Here is a 20705-nt window from a genome sequence, read left to right as displayed (position 1 = left end):
AGGGCCACCGCGCCACAAAGATCAATCAATTTGACCCGTCTGGGCAGAGCTGATCACGGATTGGACGCAGACCTGCCCCCAGAAAGGACTATCGATATGTATAGCATAATCGCGACCTGGTATTTGAAACCCAAACAGGAGGCCGAGGGGATCGCAGCCCTCAAGCAATTGGCCCAGGATGTGAAGCAGGAAGAGGACACTTGGGGCTACCTCATCCACACGGGCGGCGAAAACTCGGCACCGCCTTCCAGTGAGGGCACCGTCGTTTTCATCGAAATCTACAAGGACTTCCAAGCTTTTATGGACCATGTGACCGGCCCGATCTTTACCGCATTCAAAAAAGACCATGGGCAGCTTTTTCAGCCCATACCCGGCTCTGACAGCCCGTTCTTTCTGGTCGAAAACATCGACAGAATTGGAGGATTTCTGCGCCCGCAGGCGGGGTCTTAACCACCGTGCCAGCCCGCACCAATGAGCAACCCTAGGCGGGCGTGCAAAACCCGCACACAATTCATGGGCGACGAATTGTAGATTTTGTGATACTAAAGAACGCGAAATTGTTTCTTTGTTTCATATTCGGCGTAATTTCAGCGCTCAGGGGCAGCCATTTTGGGACGTCCGAATGTTAATTGCAGCAAATGCGGTGCGGCCAATCTTGCCGGGTCCAACTTTTGCCACGGCTGCGGCAATGCACTGACCCTAGCCTGCGGGTCCTGTGGTGCGTCAGCAATGGCGCATGCAAAGTTCTGCACCGCTTGCGGGGCTGCGCTGCAGGGTCACGACATTCCCCCACCGCCTGCCCCTTTGCCCTCTCCCAAGGACGCACCAGAAGACGTGGCCGAACGTCGCCAACTGACCGTAGTGTTCTGCGATCTGGTGGGTTCAACGGCCTTGTCCGAAAGACTCGACCCCGAGGATTACCGCGAACTGATCACGCAATACCGCGAGCTGGTTGGCCGGACCGTCACCAAGTTCGGTGGCGAGATCGCCAACTATGCCGGAGACGGTGTGGTCGCCATCTTCGGCTATCCCACCGCGCAGGAACTCAGCCACTATTCCGCCGCTCTTTGCGCGCTTGAGATCGCGGGCGCGACGCGCGACGGGAATACGGGGCTGACGGACAAGTCGGTGTCAACAAATGTGCGGATCGGAATCCATACCGGACCTGTGGTGGTGGGTACGGCAGCCGGCACATCGAGCTCGGAAAAGGTCTGGCTGTTTGGCGATACACCGAACGTGGCAGCTAGGATTCAGGCTGCGGCGGATGTGGGTCAGGTGGTGGTCTCGGAAGTGACACGCAGACTAATCGGAGAGCGTCTGGATTTCACCTCGATCGGCAGCCCTCCCTTGGCAGGCGTCAGCACACCGTTACAGCTCTATGTGGTCGGGCCGAAGATTTCCGGCTTTGACACCGGGCGCAAAGACTTCTCGCACGACAAGACGCCGACTATCGGGCGCACAGCCGAGATCGCTCTGGTCCAGTCCAGATGGGACGGCGCGCTGGACGGAGAGGGGCAGGTTCTGCTGCTGACCGGCGACGCGGGCGTTGGCAAATCAAAGATCGCATTTGGACTGAAGGACAAACTGACCAGCGAGGACTCCACCCAGTTTACCCTATTCGGATCGCCGTTGCATCAAAGCAGCGCGTTTTTCCCAATCAAGAATGCGCTGACGACGCTGACAGGCATGCTGCCCAACGCACCTCCTGAGGAAAGCCGGGACAAAGTCACCCAGTTTCTGACCGATCTGAACCTTGATACTGAAACCTGCGCCGCGCCTATCCTGCGCCTGATGGGGCTGGAAGACAGCACCTCTCTGGTCGCACCGATGGGGCCCGAGCGGGAGAAAGGTGCGTTGATCGAGGCGCTTTTGCAATTGTGCGCGGGGCTGGAACAGCACCAGCCGCTATTGCTTCTGCTCGACGATGTGCATTGGTTCGACGCCTCAACGCTGGAATTCGTCAACGGCTGGATCGAACAGGTGTCGAACCGCCGCTGCCTGATCCTGATGACCGCCCGGACCGAGTTCCAGTCGCCGTGGCGCAACCAGTCCCATGTCACAAGTCTGGAACTCAACCGGCTTGTGCGCCGTGACATCTATAAGCTGGTTGAAAGCATCTCGGGCGTGCGGCCGTCGCCGGAAGTTCTCAGTCAACTGGCTGACCGCACGGATGGCGTGCCGCTATTCGTCGAAGAACTGACCAAGATGGCAATGGAATCCGGCCTTTTGGTCAACCGCGGCCAGAGTCAGGCCGAATTGTCCATGGCGATCCCGGAATCGCTGCAAGACTCACTGATGGCCAGATTGGACCGTTTGTCGGCCAGCCGCGAGATCGTGCAGGTCGCCGCAGCAATCGGCCGAAACTTTGAGCGCAAGCTGCTGTCCGAGGTTCTGGACTGGACCGAAAACGACATCACCGAAGCGCTGAACCAGCTGCTTGAGACCGAACTGATCGTTCCAGCAGGCCAGCCTGGTATGGCTGATGCATACCGGTTCCGCCACGCGCTGGTACAGGATGCCGCGTATCAATCCATGCTGCGCTCGACAGCCTCAAGGTGGCATGGCCAAATCGCTACGGTTCTCGAGGAGAAATACGCTGAAACCGTCGCGCGAGAGCCCGAAATTCTGGGCCATCACTACTGGCGTGCCGGCAATTACCCCGCCGCCGAAGGCAAACTGATGACCGCTGCCCGGCAGGCATTGGACCACTCGGCGAATGTCGAGGCGATCACCCATTTGCAGCACGCTTTGGAATGCTTGCAGGAAATGCCGCAATCGCAGGAACGCGACCGGCGCGAAATAGACATGCAGATCATGATCGCCGTGCCATTGGCCTTCGTGCGGGGTTATGCGCACAAATCGGTTCTGTCGGCCTATGCGCGGGCGCAGTCCCTCTGCCGCGAATATGGCGAGACAGAGCGGCTGTTCAAAGTGGTCTACGGGCAGTTCCGCTCGACCATGTTGGGCGGGGAGTATGAGATCTCGAAACAGAATGCAGACCGGCTGGTCTCGCTCTGTCAGGATTTATCGAGCCCGTTAACCATTGTCTCGGCCGAACGCTCAATGGGGTCGCTTCAGACCTATCTGGGCCATCCCAAGGACGCGCTGAAACACCTTGAGGCCGGGCTTGAGGTCAATCTGTCCATCGAACATCGCTTCATGGGTCTCGATTTCGATGTGGTTGACCTTGCGGTTGCCCTTCAAGGCTATCGCGCGCTTTCCTACTGGCTGTCTGGCGACGAAGCCAGCGCCCTTTCAGCGATCAAGGCGGCGTTGGTCCATGCCGAAGAAACCGCGCACCCGTTCAGCCAGTCCTTTGCCAATGCCTTCCTTGGATGGATTTCCCATTTCCGGGGCGATGAGGCGACGGTGCAGGACAGCTCGGCCATTTTGATCGCCCTGTCCGAGGAATATTCCTTCCAGTTCTGGCGCGGTTGGGCGCGGGTCATGAATGGCTGGGTGCGCCGAAGCACGGATGGTGAAAAGGCCTTGGAAGAGATCGCCCTGGGCCTGCGCGAATGGCGCGATACCGGCTGCCGCCTTGGTCTGAGTTTCTTTCTATGCCTCTACGCTGATGCGGCCATTCTGCACGGCAAACTGGAACTGGCCGAGGAACTGTTGGACGAAGCCGAAGCCTTCGCCAACGACAGCGGTGAGAAATTCTGGATCGTCGGGCTGACCTGCCTGCGCGGTCGGTTGGCCATGGCCCACGGGGATGACATCGCCGGGATCGGCCACCTTAAAGAGGCTGCCATGGTGGCGTTGCAGCTGGGCCATTACGGCCCGCTTTTGCATGTCATTCGAGAATTGGCCGAGCTTGAGACCTCGTCAAACTGCCTTGGTGAGATCTCGAAAGCCGTGGCCGCCGACAAGACCAAAGCACCCGCGCTGGTCGAGGCAAAAGCCATTTTGAAAACCCTAAAAACAAAACAGCCGGAGGCATGATCGGGCGGAATTTGAGCAAGTAGAATTGTCACAGCCAGTGGGGGAGATCACAGCCAAATGACAAAGAAAAAAGCCAAAAGCGACCCGTGCCATCAGACGGATGTCACCGGCGTCATGCCGAAACTGCCAAAGCAGTTTGACACGTTCCCCTTCTATTATGCCTCGCTGCAATGCCAATGGATGTATTGGTACACCTCGGTCGAAGTTGCCCGCCAGTTTGTTAAAGGCACCGGCCTGTGTGTCGCCGAATTTCCTGATGAAGACGGCGAGAACAAGGCCGTCATCCTGCTGAACTTCCAACGCTATACCGCGCATTATGACAACTCGCTGGGCTTCGTGAACGAGGTCGAATTCAACCTACTGGCCTATCCCAAGAACCGGGTGCCGGGCGTGCCGAAGATGTCGCTGACTGAGTATCTTCACGGCCGCGATCAGACGAAAACCATCGGCCACCTTCGGGTTCATGTGGCCGCCGACAACGCCATGGCTGTCAAGGCCGGACGCCAAGCGTTCGGAGAGCCCAAGTTTCTGGGCCAGTTCAACTACAAGGTTCCTTCGCTGAATGCCAAGATGAAGGGGCACCCTCCGATTTCGCCTAAGAAATGGTGGATCCAACTGGTCAATCCCGACGATCCGCAAACCATCGTCTATGATCTGACGGCGGATCTTGGCAAACTCAAAGGGGATCACTGGACTCTGACCAACTGCACTCCAATCCCCGAATTCGCCACCGGGCTTGGGCGCACCGTTTGGACTCGCTGGACCATCTCGGGCCTGTTTGAAACCGCGATGTTGACCACGAAAGAGGGCAAACGCATCGCAAAAGGCTTCAAGCTGAAACTGGGGAACAACGATTTCCCGATGACCCGCGACATGCACACGCTGTTCACCGATATGACACCGGTGGCCGTGCAGGTCTTTGAAAGCCCGCCCGCCTGCTTTGAGCCGCGTGGCTTCTATGTGGACGCAATTGATGGGGATCGCCATGAAGACGCATGATGACACCCCCGAGTTTCAAGCCTTTCTGACCGTGAGCGCCGCCCTGACTGGCTATAGCAGCGCCGAACTGCAGGGCACCGGATGCGCAGGCGAATATTGGCATCAGTTCCGGCAAGTGTTGCCCGCCGAAATCCTCAAGGAGTTCCTGTCCCATTCCCACGAGCTGGGCAAGCAGGACGACGACCGGATCGTGCGTCAGACCTATCTGTCGGACAAATGCCTCGGCCCACTGTCGCGCACGCTGATTCAGCTTTGGTACACCGGCCAATGGGTGCCGCTTTCACAGGAATGGCGCGAAAGCTACGGCGCGTCGCGGTTTGATGTGGTCAAGATCATCTCGACCCGGTCCTACAAGGAAGGACTGGTCTGGGACGCCATCGGAGCGCATCCCCAAGGGGCCAAGCAACAGGGCTTTGGCGCATGGGGCCTTGAACCTCCAAAACAGCGGGGGGCAGGCAAATGAGCGCGATTGCAGATGACGACCGGACCTATGATGTGGTCATCGTAGGAGCCGGGTTTGCCGGGGGCATTCTGGCGAAAGAGCTGGTCTCGGCCGGTCATTCGGTTCTGATCCTCGAAGCCGGGGAAGACCACGGCAAGACGTGGGAAACCTATCGCTCTTACTTGGATCAGTACTATCTGTCGCTGGCCAAGACGCCGAACTCTCCCTATCCGAACCTACCAACCCTGCCGTCGCCTTCGGTGTTAGACATCACCGCGGTACGGGGCACCGAGCCCGATACGAACGGGTACTTCGTGCAACGCGGCCCCCTGCCCTTTGGCAGTAACTATCTGATGGCCTTTGGTGGAACCTCACTGCATTGGCTGGGCACAAGCCTGCGTATGATGCCTGCGGATTTCGAGATGCAAAGCCGTTTCGGCAAAGGCGTTGACTGGCCCTTTGGCTATCAGGACCTGCGCGCAGACTATGAGCGCGCCGAGTGGGAGATCGGTGTCTCGGCCGATGCCGACGAACAGACGCCCAAGGCACTGGGTATTCGCACGTCAGGACGGCACGACAATGTCGGGTATTTCGACAAGGAATACGACTACCCGATGCATTCGATCCCGTCGTCCTATGTGGATGGCTTCTTTGCCAAGGCAGACGGGATGCCTATCGAAATCGGTGAGGATGCGACCAGCACGGTTCAACTGAAAGTCTCGCGCACGCCTCAGGGCCGGAACTCGACCCCGCGCAAGCCAAGAACTGCCAAAGGCATTCAGGTTGGCGACAAACGCCGGCAGCAATTCCGCCCGCGCGGCGCGACCGGGCCATTCGCCTATATGGGTCAGCGTTGCGAGGGAAACTCAAGCTGCATTCCGATCTGCCCGATCCAGGCCAAATACAACGCGATGAAAACGCTCGAGGATGCCAAGCACGAAGCCAAGCATCAGATGGAGACGATCACGCAGGCCATCGCCTCAAAGGTCGAACTGGCCGAAAGCGGGCGTGTATCTGGTATTGTTTACAAGAAATACCCGTTCCCCGGTGTGCCTCAGTACGAACTGCGCCGGGCCAGAGGGAAGCAATATGTGCTGGCTGGCGGTGCGGTGGAAAACGTCACTCTGGCGCTGGCCTCGGGGATTTGCACCAGCAGTGACGAGCTGGGCCGCAACCTGATGGACCACCCTTACATGATGACATGGGGTGCCGCGCCAGAGCCGGTTGGCCCGTTTCGCGGGCCCGGATCGACCTCTAGCTATGCCAATTTCCGGGACGGAAACTTTAGGAACAAGAATGCAGCCTTCCGTTTGGAGATCGGTAATTGGGGATGGAACTTTGCCGCTGGCTCCCCGAACTCCGACGTGGCGCGGCTGGTCGAGCAGGACAACCTCTATGGCACCGCCCTGCGCGATAAGCTCTATTACGATGTCCAGCGGCAGGTCCGAATTGGCACGATGGTTGAGCAATTGCCCAGAGCCACAAACCGAGTCACCATCGACCCGGCCTATCGCACGCCAATGGGTGAATACCGCCCGGTGATCAGCTATGATCTGGACGACTATTCGCGCGCCGGGCTGGCCGCAGCCAATGACACCTGCGCGCAGATTTTCCAGCGGCTGGGTATTAAGAACCATACCTCCTACAGCCCATCGGATGCTGGGTATTTGACCTATGATGGCAAGGGTTACACCTTCTTCGGTGCAGGCCATCTGGTCGGCACCCACAGGATTGGGACGGATCGGCACAACTCGGTCACCAATGACGAGATGCGCGCATGGGATCACGACAATCTGTGGCTGGTGGGCGCAGGCTCGATGCCGACGATTGCCACGTCCAACCCGACGCTGACGATGTCGGCCATGGCCTTCAGGGCCGCCAGAGCCATCCAGAAGGCCGTTCGGAAAGGGGGTGCGAAATGAGTTCGAAAAAGAAACTGGACGCCGCGCGCAAAAATCTCTGCAAACATCTGCAAGACGCTTTGATGCTGGAGCTTTCGACAATCCCGCCCTACGCGACGGCCTGCTATTCGATCCTGGAGCAGGGGCAATACGACCGGTCCGAGCCGACTATCGTCAACGCCGAGCCGATCGAGGTGATCCGTCAGGTCATGCTCGAAGAGATGCTGCATATGGTTCTTGCGGCGAATGTGATGAACGCGATCGGGGGTACGCCTCAGCTGAACAATCCCAACTTGCTGCCGAAATACCCGACAGAGCTTTTGAACGGGGCCGGGCCAGAGGTGCGTCTGCGCAAATTCTCGCCCAAACAGGTCAAAAGCTTTCGCAAGATCGAAACCGCGCCGAAAGACCTCCGCAAGGCATTGAGGGGGCACTATTCCACCATCGGTGGATTCTACGCCTATGTCAGGAAGCTGCTGGAAGAAGCCTGTAAGGAGTTCGGGGACAAAGAGATCTTCATCGGCGACCCCGCGCGTCAGATCTCCAATGACGACTATTTCGGCGCGGGCGGTGAAGTTGTCGAAATCACCGGCACCCCAGCGCAACGTCGCAAGGCGGCTTTTGATGCCATCCAAAAGATCATGGAAGAGGGCGAAGGCGCAAATCTGGGTGGCAAAGCGGGTGACGGAGACACCATTCCGGGGCCAGCCGGCCATGAGGACGTTGCACACTACTTCAAGTTCAACGAAATCCTACATAGCCGCTACTATCGCCCCGAAGATCTTGTGACCGACCCTCCGACTGGCGGTGACCTGATCGTTGATTGGAGCGCGGTCTCGCCCATGAAAGACGACCCCAGCGAGGAGAACTACAAGTCCGCCCCCGAAATCGCCGCGATTTCGGCCGAGTTCAACGCCGCGTGGTCCGGTTTGCTGGACGGTCTGCACATCGCCTTCAACGAGGATAAATCCGCTTTGCGCGACCTTGTTCCAACGATGTATTCGATCAAGTCGCTGGCGCAAAAACTGATGCGCATACCGTTGCCGGACGGATCGGGCGAGACAGCCGGGCCGACATGGACCTACCTTGCGCCGAAAAAGCGGGGCTGACCTGTAGCCAAAAAACCGGCGAGACCCGTTTATGCGACTCAGTCGAAACAGGTATCTTCCGCTGAGGCCAACAAAGATTGTGCGGATAATTTCAGTTTGATAACGTCATGATCGCGCTGGGGAGGGCGCGGCATCTCAATGTTGGACTATTCGCACAATGCGTGGCTCGTGGCGGCCTCGTTGGCCGTGGCGCTGATGGCCGGCTTTACCGGACTGTACCTGACGCATGGCGCGTCGAAACTGGACAATCAACGGCGCAAATTCATCGTCGCCCTCGCAGCTGTGATACTGGGCGGCGGTATCTGGTCGATGCATTTCGTTGCCATGCTGGGCCTGCAACTGCCGATCCTGTTTTACTATGACGCACTGGTAACGCTGATCTCGGCGCTGGTTGCCATCCTTATGGTAGGGCTGGCGCTGCTGCTTTTGCATTTCCGTCCCAGAACCCCGCCGACCATCATTGGCGCGGGCGTGATCGTGGGGCTTGGCATCGTTGTCATGCACTATGTCGGCATGGCCGGGATGCAGCTGTGCCGACCCGTCTACAGCCTGTTCGACATCGTTTTGTCGACCGCGGCCTCGGTTGTTCTGTCGGTTCTGGCGATCTGGGTAGCTTACGACAGCCGAACCCATCGGAACATCCTGCTGGGCACAGCCTGTTTCGGCATTGCCGTGTTTTCCATGCATTTCATCGCAACCGGTCTCACGGATTTCGTGGCCACCGAGACTGCTGGGGCTGCCGGGCCTGCGCTGGACAACCAGATTCTGGCAATGGGCGTCACGGTTGCAGTCTTCCTGATCTGTGGCGCCTTCCTGCTGACCGGGATCACCTTCATCGAACCCAAGACTGAACCCGCCTCAGTCCCAACACCCGCCCCTCAACCAGAACCAACCCCAACCCTACGCGCAGGGGTGCCTTTTGAACGTGAAGGCCAGACCTTCTTTGCCGAACCCGCCCAAATTGCCGCCATCCGGGCCGAGGGGCATTACACCATTCTCTATATCGATTCCGAGAAACTGTTCTGCCCCTGGTCCATCACCGAGGCCGAGACACGCCTACAGCCCGATGGCTTCCTCCGCGCCCACCGAAGTTATCTGGTGAACCCCAAACATGTCTCAAGCTTCGAGAGGCATAAGGACAACGGGACATGTTATTTCGACTCTGTCGAGGCGCTCAGCAAGGTACCTGTCAGCCGATCTCGCCTTTCAGACATCCGCGATGCTTTGGGCCTTTGATCGCAACTCGTGCAGCTCATTCGCATTTCGTGAAACAACCTGCGCGCCCCGTTCCCTGCGACTGGAACCGCTGAGCGCACCCCTCTTTCCTGATTGAAGGTACCCCAAGGTATACCGCTTGGACCCAGGGAGGAAAAACATGATACCAGCCGGTTTTGAGTATCACCGGCCAGGCGACATCGCCTCGGCCATCGGCATTTTGCAAGAACATGGAGACGAAGCGCGCGTGATCGCGGGCGGGCACAGCCTGATCCCGATGATGAAGCTGCGCATGGCCGAGATGGGCCATCTGATCGACCTTCAGGCCATCGATGAACTAAAAGGCATCGAGGTCGGGTCCGATACCGTGACCCTTGGCGCCATGGTGACGCAGCATGAGTTGATCACCCATGACGGTCTCGCCGCTGCCATTCCGCTGATCCGCGAGGCGGCGTTGCAGATCGCCGACCCTCAGGTCCGCTATATGGGCACCGTCGGTGGCAATGTCGCCAACGGCGATCCTGGCAATGACATGCCCGGTCTGATGCAGTGCCTGAACGCGACGTTTGAACTGTCCGGCCCCGATGGGTCACGCAGTGTCGCCGCGCGTGAGTTTTACGAGGCCGCCTATTTCACAGCACGCGAGGATGAGGAAATCCTGACCCGAATTTCGATTCCCGTACCTGGTGCTGGTGTCGGTCAGGCGTATGAGAAGCAAAAGCGCAAGATCGGGGATTATGCGACGGCCGCCGCCGCCGTAATGGTCGGTAACGGCACGGCCTCGGTTGCGATGACCAATCTGGCGGACACTCCGATCTGGTCCGAAAACGCCAGCGCTGCATTGGCCAATGGCGATGCGGACGGCTGTGTTGCTGCCATGCTGGATGCCATTGAACCCGTGGCCGACAACCGTGGACCCGTCGAATTCAAGAAACATGTGGCGAGCGTTATGCTGCGCCGCGCCATCGACCGTGCGCAAAGCCACGCGGGTTGAGGGGAGGAAACCATGTCGAAAATGCACGTCAAACTCACCGTAAACGGCAAAGAGGTCGAAGGTCTGGCCGAGCCGCGCACGCTGTTGATCCACTTCTTGCGGGAAGATCTGAAAATCACCGGCCCTCATATCGGCTGCGAGACCAGCCATTGCGGGGCCTGCACCGTGGATATCGATGGCAAATCCGTCAAATCCTGCACCACCTTCGTGGCGCAGGTGAACGGTGCCGATATCACCACCGTCGAAGGGCTCACCAACGACGATGGCAGCCTTGGCGTTCTGCAGGAGATGTTCCGCGAGCATCACGGGCTGCAATGCGGCTTCTGCACGCCGGGCATGATCACCCGCGCGCATCGCTTGCTGCAGGAAAACCCGAACCCGACCGAAGAGGATATCCGTTTCGGCATGGCTGGAAACCTGTGCCGCTGCACCGGATACCAGAACATCGTCAAGGCGATCTCGGCCTCGGCTGACATGCTGAACGCTCAGAAGGAGGCTGCGGAATGAACGACCAAACTCTGACCCCCGAAGAACGCGCCGCCAATCTCAAAGGGATGGGCAGCTCGCGCAAACGCGTCGAGGACGTGCGCTTTACCCAAGGCAAGGGCAACTATGTCGATGACATCAAGCTGGACGGGATGCTGTTCGGCGACTTCGTGCGCTCCCCCTACGCACATGCCCGCGTTGTAAGTGTGAACAAAGAGGCCGCCTTGGCGATGCCCGGCGTGATCGCTGTTCTGACAGCCGAGGATCTGGCTCCGCTGGGCCTGAATTGGATGCCGACGCTTGCCGGTGACAAGCAGATGGTTCTGGCCGACGGCAAGGTGCTGTTCCAAGGCCAGGAAGTGGCCTTTGTGGTCGCCGAAGACCGCTATATCGCCGCCGATGCCGTCGAGTTGATAGATGTCGAATACGAAGAACTACCTGTTCTGACCGATCCGTTCGAGGCGTTGAAATCCGATGTGGTCCTGCGCGAAGACCTTGAAGGTCAGACCGAAGGTGCGCACGGACCCCGCAAACATCACAACCACATTTTCACCTGGGAACAGGGCGACAAGGACGCGACCGAAGCCATTCTGGCCGAAGCCGACGTGGTGGCGGAAGAGATGGTCTACTACCACCGCACCCATCCTTGCCCGCTGGAGACCTGCGGGTCTGTGGCCAGCATGGACAAGGTGACCGGCAAATTAACGCTGTATGGCACGTTTCAGGCTCCGCACGCGATCCGAACGGTTGTCTCGCTGATCTCCGGCATTGCCGAGCACAATATCCGCGTCATCAGCCCTGATATCGGTGGCGGTTTCGGCAACAAGGTTGGCGCCTATGCGGGCTATGTTTGCTCGGTCGTGGCCTCGATTGTCACTGGCAAGCCAGTGAAATGGGTCGAGGATCGGATGGAGAACCTGATGTCCACCGCCTTTGCCCGCGACTACTGGATGCAGGGCAAGATTGCGGCCACCAAGGACGGCAAAATCACCGGTCTGTGGTGTCACACCACAGCGGACCATGGCGGCTTTGACGCCTGTGCGGACCCGACCAAATTCCCGGCAGGCTTCATGAACATCTGTACGGGGTCGTATGACATCCCCACCGCTTACCTGGCCGTGGATGGCGTCTATACCAACAAGGCCCCGGGTGGGGTGGCTTATCGCTGTTCCTTCCGCGTGACTGAGGCCGCCTATTTTATCGAACGCATGATCGAGGTTCTGGCCATCAAACTGAACATGGACGCGGCCGAGCTGCGCCGGATAAACTTCATCAAGGCCGATCAGTTCCCGTATCAGTCCGCACTGGGGTGGGAATATGACTCGGGCGATTATCACACTGCGTGGGATAAAGCTCTGAAGGCTGTCGACTACGAAGGTCTGCGGGCAGAACAGGCGCAGCGGGTTGAGGACTTTAAGGCTGGCAAGACCCGCAAACTGCTGGGCATTGGTCTGACGCATTTCACCGAAATCGTGGGCGCGGGACCGGTCAAGAACTGCGATATCCTTGGGCTTGGTATGTTCGATAGCTGCGAAATCCGCATCCATCCGACTGGCTCAGCCATCGCAAGGCTGGGGACGATCTCTCAGGGTCAGGGCCATGCCACGACCTTTGCACAGATCATCGCCAGTGAGATCGGCCTGCCCGCTGATGACATCACGCTGGAGGAAGGCGACACTGACACGGCACCTTACGGTCTTGGGACATATGGGTCTCGATCCACGCCGGTCGCGGGGGCTGCAACGGCTATGGCCGCGCGCAAAATCCGCGCAAAGGCGCAGATGATCGCAGCTTATCTGCTTGAGGTCCACGACGACGATGTCGAATGGGACGTGGATCGGTTCTCCGTCAAAGGCGCGCCCGAGCGGTTCAAGACCATGAAAGAAATCGCCTTCGCTGCCTATAATCAGGCTATTCCTGGGTTGGAGCCCGGTCTGGAGGCGGTCAGCTACTATGACCCACCGAACATGACCTACCCGTTCGGGGCCTATATCTGCGTGATGGAGATCGACGTGGATACCGGTGAGTGGGACGTTCGGAAGTTCTATGCGCTGGATGATTGCGGCACCCGGATCAACCCGATGATCATCGATGGGCAGGTTCATGGCGGCGTGACCGAGGCCTTGGCCATCGCAATGGGGCAGGAGATTGCCTATGATGAGATGGGCAATGTGAAGACCGGCACGCTGATGGACTTCTTCCTGCCGACCGCGTGGGAGACGCCGAACTATATCACCGACTACACGGTGACCCCTTCCCCGCACCATCCGATTGGCGCGAAGGGGGTTGGGGAAAGCCCGAATGTGGGTGGCGTGCCCTGTTTCTCTAATGCGGTGCATGATGCGTTCCGGCCTTTTGGGTTGGTGCAAAGCCATATGCCGCATGATCATTGGCGGATCTGGAAGATCGCCAATGGGTTGGGGATGCATGGGTGATTGGGTTCGGATCGGCTTGACCGATCCGACCGAACGGAGGGGGCCAGCCCCCTCCGAACCTCCCCCGGGATATTTTTAGCCAGATGAAGAATGGATCCTGGTTTTGACTTTGAGTGACGTGCAGAACGGATTGGCCGCGCAGGGTTATGTCGCTGATGATCGATTGGCGATGGCGCTGCATCTGGCGCAGGCTTTGGGGCGGCCTTTGCTGCTGGAAGGTCCGGCAGGCGTTGGCAAGACCGAAGTCGCGAAGGCTCTGGCTGCCCAACACGACGCGCGTTTGATCCGCTTGCAGTGTTATGAGGGGCTGGATGCCAGCCACGCCATTTACGAATGGAACTACCAACGTCAATTGCTGGCCATCCGCGCGAGCGAAGCGCTAGGCGGCACAAGCGAAGCGCAGTTGTTCTCGGATGATTACCTTCTGAAACGGCCCCTTTTGGAGGCGATCAGTGAAGACGACCCTCCGGTTCTCTTGATAGATGAGATTGACCGTGCAGATGAGGAGTTCGAGGCCTATCTGCTTGAGATTTTGTCAGATTTTCAGATCACGATTCCGGAGCTTGGGACCATCAAGGCGCGCTCCCGCCCAACTGTGATCCTGACGGCCAATGGCACGCGGGACCTGTCCGACGCTTTGCGGCGGCGGTGTTTATACAGCTATCTCGGCTACCCTTCGCGCGAGACGGAGATGGCCATCTTGAAGGCGCGTATGCCCTCTGTCGAAGGATTGCTGGCGCGTCAGATCGTCGGGGTTGTTCAGGCCCTGCGCAAGGAAGACCTTGAGAAAAAGCCGGGCATTGCCGAAATGCTGGACTGGGCCGCCGCCCTGTCGGGGCTGGGTGTGAACGACATGGCCCAGTCTCGGGGCGAAGTGCAGGCGACGCTTGTCTGCCTGCTGAAGACGGCCGCCGACTATGATGCCGCTCCGCCTGAGGTTCTGGATCGCTTGATCGGGAAGGTTGCGTGATGCAGGTCACCCGGTTCCCTTCCCGCGCGGCGGGCTTGGCGGACCGCATGAGCGGATTCATGGCCCATCTGCGGATGAACGGATTGCGCGTGGGTCCCGCCGAAACCGGTGACGCGCTGGCCGCCTTGGCGGCGGTCGAGGCAACCGACGCGACACAGGCCAGGCAGGCCTTGTGCGTGTTGCTGACAGGCAGCGCCGAGGATTGGCGACGCTTTGATGAGCTGTTCGACGCCTACTGGTTCAATGTCGGCAAGCAGCGCAGTGGGACAGCGCAGACCGCTCATGTACGGGTGCAGTCGGCGAAACCGAAAATCTGGCAGCAGCAAACACAAGACGAACAGGATCCGCAAACGGATACAGATCAGGCAGCCACCACTCCTGATCCGGGCGACGGGGAGGCCGAAGGGATGGATGGGAAGCTGATCGCGACCCGAACGGCCAACCTGTCGCGCCGGGATCTGCGTGAATTGATGGATGACGAGTCGCTGAGACAGGCCGAACGCGCCGCGACCCAGCTGGCTCGGGCGATCCGCGACCGCCGATCTCGCCGACATAAACAGGCGCAGCGTGGTCGGGCGCTGGACATGCGGCGGATACAACGAGCCAGTCTGGCACGAGGTGGAGAGCCGATGGACCTCTATCGCCGTGCGCGACCGCCGCGACCGATGCGGATCGTTGCGCTATGCGATGTCAGTGGGTCGATGACCGTTTATTCCCGCGTTTTCCTGGCGTTTCTCAAGGGCCTGATCGGCAGCGGAACCGAAGCCGACGCCTATCTGTTCCACACCCGTCTGATGCGCGTGACGGACGCACTGCGCGATCACGACTCAATCCGCGCTGCGGGACGGCTTTCACTGATGGCCGAGGGTTTTGGCGGCGGGACCGACATCTCTGGCAGTCTCGAAAGCTTTCTGGACGGCTACGGCGCGCGGGCGCTGAATGGACGGACGATCGTGCTGATCTTGTCGGATGGGTATTGCAGCACGGCTCCGCAGGCGTTGGGGCAGGTTCTGGAACGGATTCAACGCAAAGCGCGCCGGGTCGTCTGGCTGAACCCGTTGAAAGGCTGGCAAAATTACCAGCCTGTTGCCGCTGCCATGCAGGCCGCAGAACCCCATCTGGACGCCCATCTGCCCGCCAATACGCTTGAGGCGCTGGCGGCGCTGGGGCCTGAATTCAGAAAACTGTGAAAGGATATACCGATGGCAGGTTTCGACATTTTCGACACGATTGAAGAGCTGCGGCGTACCGGCGATGCCTTTTGCGTGGCGACAGTTCTGCGCACCGCCGATGCGACCTCGGCAAAGGCCGGAGGCAAGGCCGCCATCACCCGCGACGGTACGGTTCTGGGCCATCTGGGGGGTGCCTGCGTGCAACGCGCGGTTCGCGCTGCAGCGCAAGAGGCGCTGGTGTCAGGTGAGCCGAAAATGATCCGCGTCAAACCTTCGGACAAGGTTGTGTCGATGGCCGACCCGGACGGTGTTCAGACCTACAAAAGCGGGTGCCCATCCGGAGGGACAGTGGACATGCTGATCGAACCCTATCAACACGCCCCGCGCTTGATCATATTCGGAGACTCTCCGATCGCGCAGGCGTTGGCGTCCCATGCGGCACTGGCTGGGTTGCGCGTGTGTTTGCCTGAGGGTGCTGAAAACACGGTGAAATTCACCCCCTTTGATCCCAACGACCTGAACGCATTGGGCGTTGAAGCGCGTGATTTTGTAGTGGTGGCGTCGCAAGGCAAAGGCGACGGAGCGGCATTGAAAGCTGCGCTGCAATCACCCGCGCGCCGCGTTTCGATGGTTGCGAGTCGCCGCAAGGCCGAGGTGCTGTGTGCCAAACTGGAAACGCAAGGGCTGAGCACAGAGCAGACCAATCGGCTGAAATCGCCCGCCGGGTTGGATATCCACGCCATCGACCCGCATGAAATCGCGCTTTCGATTTTGGCTGAAATCATCATGTGGCGCAATTCTGACAAATCCCAGGAGACGTCCCATGATGAGAAAATGGCTTAACTGGCTGCACGCTTTGAAACCCGCGCAGCCCGAGTTGACTTCGGAGGAGGCGACCGAAAAAGCCCTCCGTGTCTTTCCCAAATGTTGTTGAAAAAGGACCCCCCAGATGGAACTCACTGACGAAATCCGCATCGCTGCCCCCAAGGATGCCGTTTACCGCGCGCTCAACGATCCCGATGTGCTGCGCGAATGCATTCCGGGCTGCGAAGAGTTGAACCAGCATTCGCCCGAACATCTCGAGGCCAAGGTCGTTTTGAAAATCGGCCCGGTCAAAGCCCGCTTTAGCGGTGAGGTGACGCTGGACAACTCCCAGGCGCCAGATGCGTTTTCGCTATCCGGCGAGGGCAAAGGCGGCGCGGCTGGCTTTGCCAAGGGCGGCGCGGATGTATCTCTGACTGCCGATGGGGATGAGACGGTTCTGTCCTACACAGCAAAGGTCACGATCGGCGGCAAGATCGCGCAATTGGGCAGCCGCCTGATCGCAGGGACGGCCAAAAAGCTATCCGGCAAGTTCTTCGACAAGTTTGGCGAGGTCGTCGCAGAACAATTCGTGCAATAGGCGCCGCGCCTAGAGCGCATCCAGCGGATGTGGCAGGGTCTGCCACACCGCCTCTGATATCCGTCAGCCCTGGGCCTCATCCTGCATGTAGGCGATGACATTGGTGATATCGGCCTCTTTCTTCAGGCCAGGGAACTGCATCTTGTTGCCGGGCAGAAACCCTTTGGGGTCGGTCAGAAATGCCGCCAGATTTTCCGGCGTCCAGACAAGATCGGCACTAGCAAACGGGTCGGAATATTTGAACCCGTCCACCTGCCCCGCAGATGCACCCACCACATTGAACAGCGAGGGCCCTACGCCATTGCGGCCTTCTTTCAGCTGATGGCAAGCCTTGCAGTTGCGAAAGACCTTCTTGCCCGCTTTGAGATCCCCGTCCACTGCGGCGATTTCAACTGGGGCGGCGGTCGCGGCTTCGGCCTTGTTTTCGTCTATGGTAAACACAAGCCGCGCGGTGATCGGTACGGTTCGTGTGATGCCGGGCAGGTCGGCCAGCTCCATCAGCTTGTCAACGCCTGCATCCACGCCTGCGTCCTCGGTGCTCAGAAAAACCATATCATTGGTAGAAACCATTACCGATGTCTCGGTCAGTCGCACCACGAACATCTCGGCGTCGAACTCGATCTCGGTCCCGACCAGAGACAACGCGGCCTCGACATCGATGATCGACGATGCGCCCACGGCAAGGCCCGAGACCTCATCCATATCGAATTCAGCGGTCAGGGCAGCGGTGCCTGCCTTGCGGAACACGTATTCGATCATCCGTTCGTTGCGTATGTCGATATTGGTTTCTACTGAGGACAGATCAATCTCGATCTCGGCATTGCCATCAGGGCTGACATGACCGCTCAGCCCGGTGAAGGAGTTGACCTCGCCCACTGTGTCTTTCTTGATCGTGCCATAAGCCAGGTGCGAGGCATCCGAGGACAAAGTCCAACTTTCCGAAAGAGCCGGGGTTGCAACAATCGCAGACGCAATCGTGACTGCTTTCAACAGAAGTTTCATTTCTTTTCTCCTCAGGCTATGTAAATCCTGACCCCGCGGGCCCGGTCCGTGAAAGACAAACACACACAGGTCGCGATTTATTCGATGAGTGGTGAAATCAGCTCGGAACAGGCCGTGCGCGGCGCGATCCAGACGCATTCGAAACGCGTGTGGCGATTCGGGCTTGCCCTGTCGGGGGCCCGGGATGTGGCCGACGACCTTTTGCAATCCACATGCCTGCGCGCGCTTGAGCGTCACCATCAGGTGACATCCCATGACAGGTTGGACAGCTGGCTGATGACGATCTGCCGCTCGATCTGGCTGAATGAGGTGCGCGCGCGCTCGGTTCGCAAGGCGCAGGCCTTGTCTGTGACCCCAGAAACCGAATTAATTGCAACAGGACCGGATTCAGAAACGAATATTTTCGCGGCTGAAGTGTTTACTCAAGTGATGCACCTGCCAGAAGCACAGCGCGAAACCGTGATGCTTGTCTTCGTGGAAGGGTATAGCTATCGCGAGGCAGCAGCCTTGCTTGAGGTGCCGATTGGAACAATCATGAGCCGGCTTTCTACGGCTCGGCAGAAACTGAAAACCGTGATGCAGCACGAGGCTGCGGACGCCGTTCGACGGGGTGGCAAATGACGTTTTCCGATGAAACGCTGCTAGCGTATCTGAATGGAAATCTGGACGAGACCGACGCGCAAGAGATCGAGAGCGCGGTCGAAGCCGATCCAGAACTGGAACAGCGCCTGATGGCGCTTGATCCGTTTGCACCCGTTGTGCATTTGGTCTTCAAGGATGTTCCGCAGGATGCGCCTCAGATCACCTTGCCGGACCGCGCGACGTCTCAACCCGCGTCTCAACCCTTTCGATTGCTGGCCGTTGCGGCCTCGGTCGCGATCGTAGCGGTCTCGGCGACGTTGTGGGCGACACGACCCGCGCCGCTAGGTTGGGCTCAACAGGCGGCAATCTACCAATCGCTCTATGTACCTGAAACAATTACCACTCTGGACACCGCACCCGAGGCGCTTGAGGCCCAGTTTGCTCAGGCCGAGGCCACGCTAGGCCGGTCCCTGAATCGCGAAGCCCTGAGCGTCTTGCCGGGTGCAGAGCTGAAACGCGCTCAGGTTCTGTCTTTCAAGGGAAAGCCACTGGTTCAGGTCGTCTTTGCGGATGATCAGGGGCGGCCCTTTGCCTTTTGCGTGATCCGTCAAGGGCCAGGGGCACCGGACAAGGATGTGAACCTTGCCGTCCTCAGCGGTCTGGCAACGGCCACTTGGGCGCAAGATGGCTATGGCTATATGATCATAGGCGCCGATGGACAGAGCGATCTGAGCGATCGCCTGACCGCATTTTCCGAGGCCATTGCAAGCTAAATGCGTCTTGGCTTTGGCCAATCGCGGAAGTTGAAGACTACACCACATCGGACTTTCGAAACGAATAGCGAAATGACCGAGTTGTGAACGCTTAATGCAGGCGGTTCGATGGCGTGGACGCGTCCTCGAGAACCAGCTTTCCGTTCTTGAGATGCCGCTCGACGAATTTCTTCTGTAAACGACCGGCTGGTACAGGATATGCCGTTTCCGGGGCGTAGCCCTGACGTTGCACTTCCGGGAAGAGGATAAAGATTTCTTCTCGGGCCTCTTCCGATATTGTCTTGATTGCTTCGGGGCCTGTAAACAAACTCTCCGAAGGAGCACCATCGGCGAAAATGACCTCGTGTTGATCGAAGAGAAGGTGGAAATAGACGACATCGGTTATGTCTTCATCCACGTAGATCCCAGGTAACGCGGCCAGCTTTATTGCCGACACAAGGACATCGGGACTGCCGAACATACGCTCGGACACTTTGGAAGACACCAACATGCGGTGTTGTCTGGACACCAGCAGGTCTTTTGCCGGAAGCCCCTGCCCAAGCGCGCCGGCAGAGATACGGACAGGTCGTAGTTTTTCCGCAGCTACACCTTGGGCCACAAAGTCCACTGTCTTAGAACCAACCCACCGCAACCGCTGCGGGCCATTTCCCTTGGTCAGAACGACATCCCCCACGGACAAATCTTCAACAGCGGTTGGGCCGTTCGGCGTTTCAATCATGGTTCCCGCGCACAAACACAGAATATCGCCGGAGATATCACCAAAGCCGATTGCACCGGTATTGGCACCCGAAGACAGACCCCCTTCAAAGATGACCTCAATCCGGGACACCGGGCCTGCAATTGAAACGGTCAGCGAATCTGGCGCGCCCGGTCCTTCGACACCCGGAGACACATTCCCGTTGGCTTCGACCGTGTTGCCGGTCTGGACGTGAAATGGGCTGAGGTTGGAGAAAACAACCGGGACCGGATTGTCGTTCACATCAAACGCCAGAACCGTCACTCTATCGTCGAAAGAGAATTCGTTGCTGTCCAGATCCAGAATTTCGAACGTCACGTTTTTAACAGCGGTTGAAAACGTCACCTCTGATGTCGCAGGGCCCGGGATGCCCGAAACAAACAGGTTTCCACCAAGAAACCCATTGAAGAATACCCCTGGATCAGAGGCCACGGTTAGCGTCGACGAGTTCGAACCGTCTGTCAGCACGGTCGAACTGTTCGCACTGCCCAGAGTTGACCAATCAAATAGGAATGGCACTACTGCTTCTCCCAAACCGCTTA

18 protein-coding genes are annotated in these 20705 nt (G+C 58.7%); 16 read left to right on the top strand and 2 right to left on the bottom strand.

Annotation, left to right across the window (positions count from 1 at the left end; translation table 11 throughout):
• Positions 1-96: 96 nt before the first annotated feature.
• The 14 genes from ACR3FB_RS21890 to ACR3FB_RS21825 all read left to right on the top strand — a co-directional run bounded on the left by ACR3FB_RS21890 (position 97) and on the right by ACR3FB_RS21825 (position 17070).
• A complete protein-coding gene (locus tag ACR3FB_RS21890) occupies positions 97-450 on the top strand; it encodes a putative quinol monooxygenase (protein ID WP_480565415.1) in 354 nt (117 codons plus the stop codon).
• Between the two features lie 159 nt (positions 451-609).
• A complete protein-coding gene (locus ACR3FB_RS21885) occupies positions 610-3945 on the top strand; it encodes an adenylate/guanylate cyclase domain-containing protein (RefSeq protein WP_480565413.1) in 3336 nt (1111 codons plus the stop codon).
• Between the two features lie 57 nt (positions 3946-4002).
• The gene (locus tag ACR3FB_RS21880; RefSeq protein WP_170640203.1) at positions 4003-4944 is read left to right on the top strand and encodes a hypothetical protein; all 942 of its coding nucleotides are present in this window, start codon (positions 4003-4005) and stop codon (positions 4942-4944) included.
• Positions 4931-5407 (top strand): hypothetical protein, encoded by a 477-nt coding sequence (locus ACR3FB_RS21875; RefSeq protein WP_170640201.1) that lies wholly within the window; start codon positions 4931-4933, stop codon positions 5405-5407. The genes ACR3FB_RS21880 and ACR3FB_RS21875 overlap by 14 nt, the downstream gene beginning before the upstream one ends.
• The gene (locus tag ACR3FB_RS21870) at positions 5404-7308 is read left to right on the top strand and encodes a GMC family oxidoreductase (protein WP_480565410.1); all 1905 of its coding nucleotides are present in this window, start codon (positions 5404-5406) and stop codon (positions 7306-7308) included. The genes ACR3FB_RS21875 and ACR3FB_RS21870 overlap by 4 nt, the downstream gene beginning before the upstream one ends.
• On the top strand, positions 7305-8396 hold the full coding sequence (locus tag ACR3FB_RS21865; protein ID WP_480565408.1) for a ferritin-like domain-containing protein: 1092 nt from the start codon (positions 7305-7307) through the stop codon (positions 8394-8396). Before ACR3FB_RS21870 ends, ACR3FB_RS21865 begins: the two co-directional genes overlap by 4 nt.
• Before the next feature lie 138 nt (positions 8397-8534).
• Positions 8535-9632, top strand: a complete 1098-nt coding sequence (locus ACR3FB_RS21860; protein ID WP_425084591.1) for an MHYT domain-containing protein — start codon at positions 8535-8537, stop codon at positions 9630-9632.
• A gap of 139 nt (positions 9633-9771) precedes the next feature.
• Positions 9772-10605 (top strand): FAD binding domain-containing protein, encoded by an 834-nt coding sequence (locus ACR3FB_RS21855; RefSeq protein WP_480565406.1) that lies wholly within the window; start codon positions 9772-9774, stop codon positions 10603-10605.
• Between the two features lie 12 nt (positions 10606-10617).
• On the top strand, positions 10618-11112 hold the full coding sequence (locus ACR3FB_RS21850; RefSeq protein ID WP_170473684.1) for a (2Fe-2S)-binding protein: 495 nt from the start codon (positions 10618-10620) through the stop codon (positions 11110-11112).
• Positions 11109-13526, top strand: coding sequence for an aerobic carbon-monoxide dehydrogenase large subunit (locus ACR3FB_RS21845; RefSeq protein ID WP_480565404.1), 2418 nt, complete (start codon positions 11109-11111; stop codon positions 13524-13526). The genes ACR3FB_RS21850 and ACR3FB_RS21845 overlap by 4 nt, the downstream gene beginning before the upstream one ends.
• 103 nt (positions 13527-13629) lie before the next feature.
• Entirely contained in the window at positions 13630-14496 is an 867-nt protein-coding gene (locus ACR3FB_RS21840) for an AAA family ATPase (RefSeq protein WP_480565402.1), read from the top strand.
• Between the two features lie 47 nt (positions 14497-14543).
• A complete protein-coding gene (locus tag ACR3FB_RS21835; protein WP_480565400.1) occupies positions 14544-15686 on the top strand; it encodes a vWA domain-containing protein in 1143 nt (380 codons plus the stop codon).
• 12 nt (positions 15687-15698) lie between these two features.
• Positions 15699-16511, top strand: a complete 813-nt coding sequence (locus ACR3FB_RS21830; RefSeq protein WP_480565398.1) for an XdhC family protein — start codon at positions 15699-15701, stop codon at positions 16509-16511.
• Between the two features lie 106 nt (positions 16512-16617).
• Positions 16618-17070, top strand: a complete 453-nt coding sequence (locus ACR3FB_RS21825; protein ID WP_480565396.1) for an SRPBCC family protein — start codon at positions 16618-16620, stop codon at positions 17068-17070.
• Positions 17071-17133: 63 nt separating this feature from the next.
• Here ACR3FB_RS21825 and ACR3FB_RS21820 read toward each other — a convergent pair whose 3' ends face one another.
• Entirely contained in the window at positions 17134-18072 is a 939-nt protein-coding gene (locus tag ACR3FB_RS21820; protein WP_480565394.1) for a c-type cytochrome, read from the bottom strand.
• Between the two features lie 48 nt (positions 18073-18120).
• Here ACR3FB_RS21820 and ACR3FB_RS21815 point away from each other — a divergent pair, with 48 nt between their 5' ends.
• Both ACR3FB_RS21815 and ACR3FB_RS21810 read left to right on the top strand, forming a co-directional pair.
• On the top strand, positions 18121-18693 hold the full coding sequence (locus ACR3FB_RS21815) for an RNA polymerase sigma factor (protein ID WP_371811923.1): 573 nt from the start codon (positions 18121-18123) through the stop codon (positions 18691-18693).
• The gene (locus tag ACR3FB_RS21810) at positions 18690-19427 is read left to right on the top strand and encodes an anti-sigma factor (RefSeq protein ID WP_480565392.1); all 738 of its coding nucleotides are present in this window, start codon (positions 18690-18692) and stop codon (positions 19425-19427) included. Before ACR3FB_RS21815 ends, ACR3FB_RS21810 begins: the two co-directional genes overlap by 4 nt.
• A 91-nt stretch (positions 19428-19518) precedes the next feature.
• Here ACR3FB_RS21810 and ACR3FB_RS21805 read toward each other — a convergent pair whose 3' ends face one another.
• Positions 19519-20682, bottom strand: coding sequence for a Hint domain-containing protein (locus ACR3FB_RS21805; protein ID WP_480565390.1), 1164 nt, complete (start codon positions 20680-20682; stop codon positions 19519-19521).
• Between the last annotated feature and the right edge of the window lie 23 nt (positions 20683-20705).

The organism is Ruegeria sp. AO1, from assembly GCF_056535985.1.
This window is presented reverse-complemented; position numbering and strand designations above follow the sequence as displayed.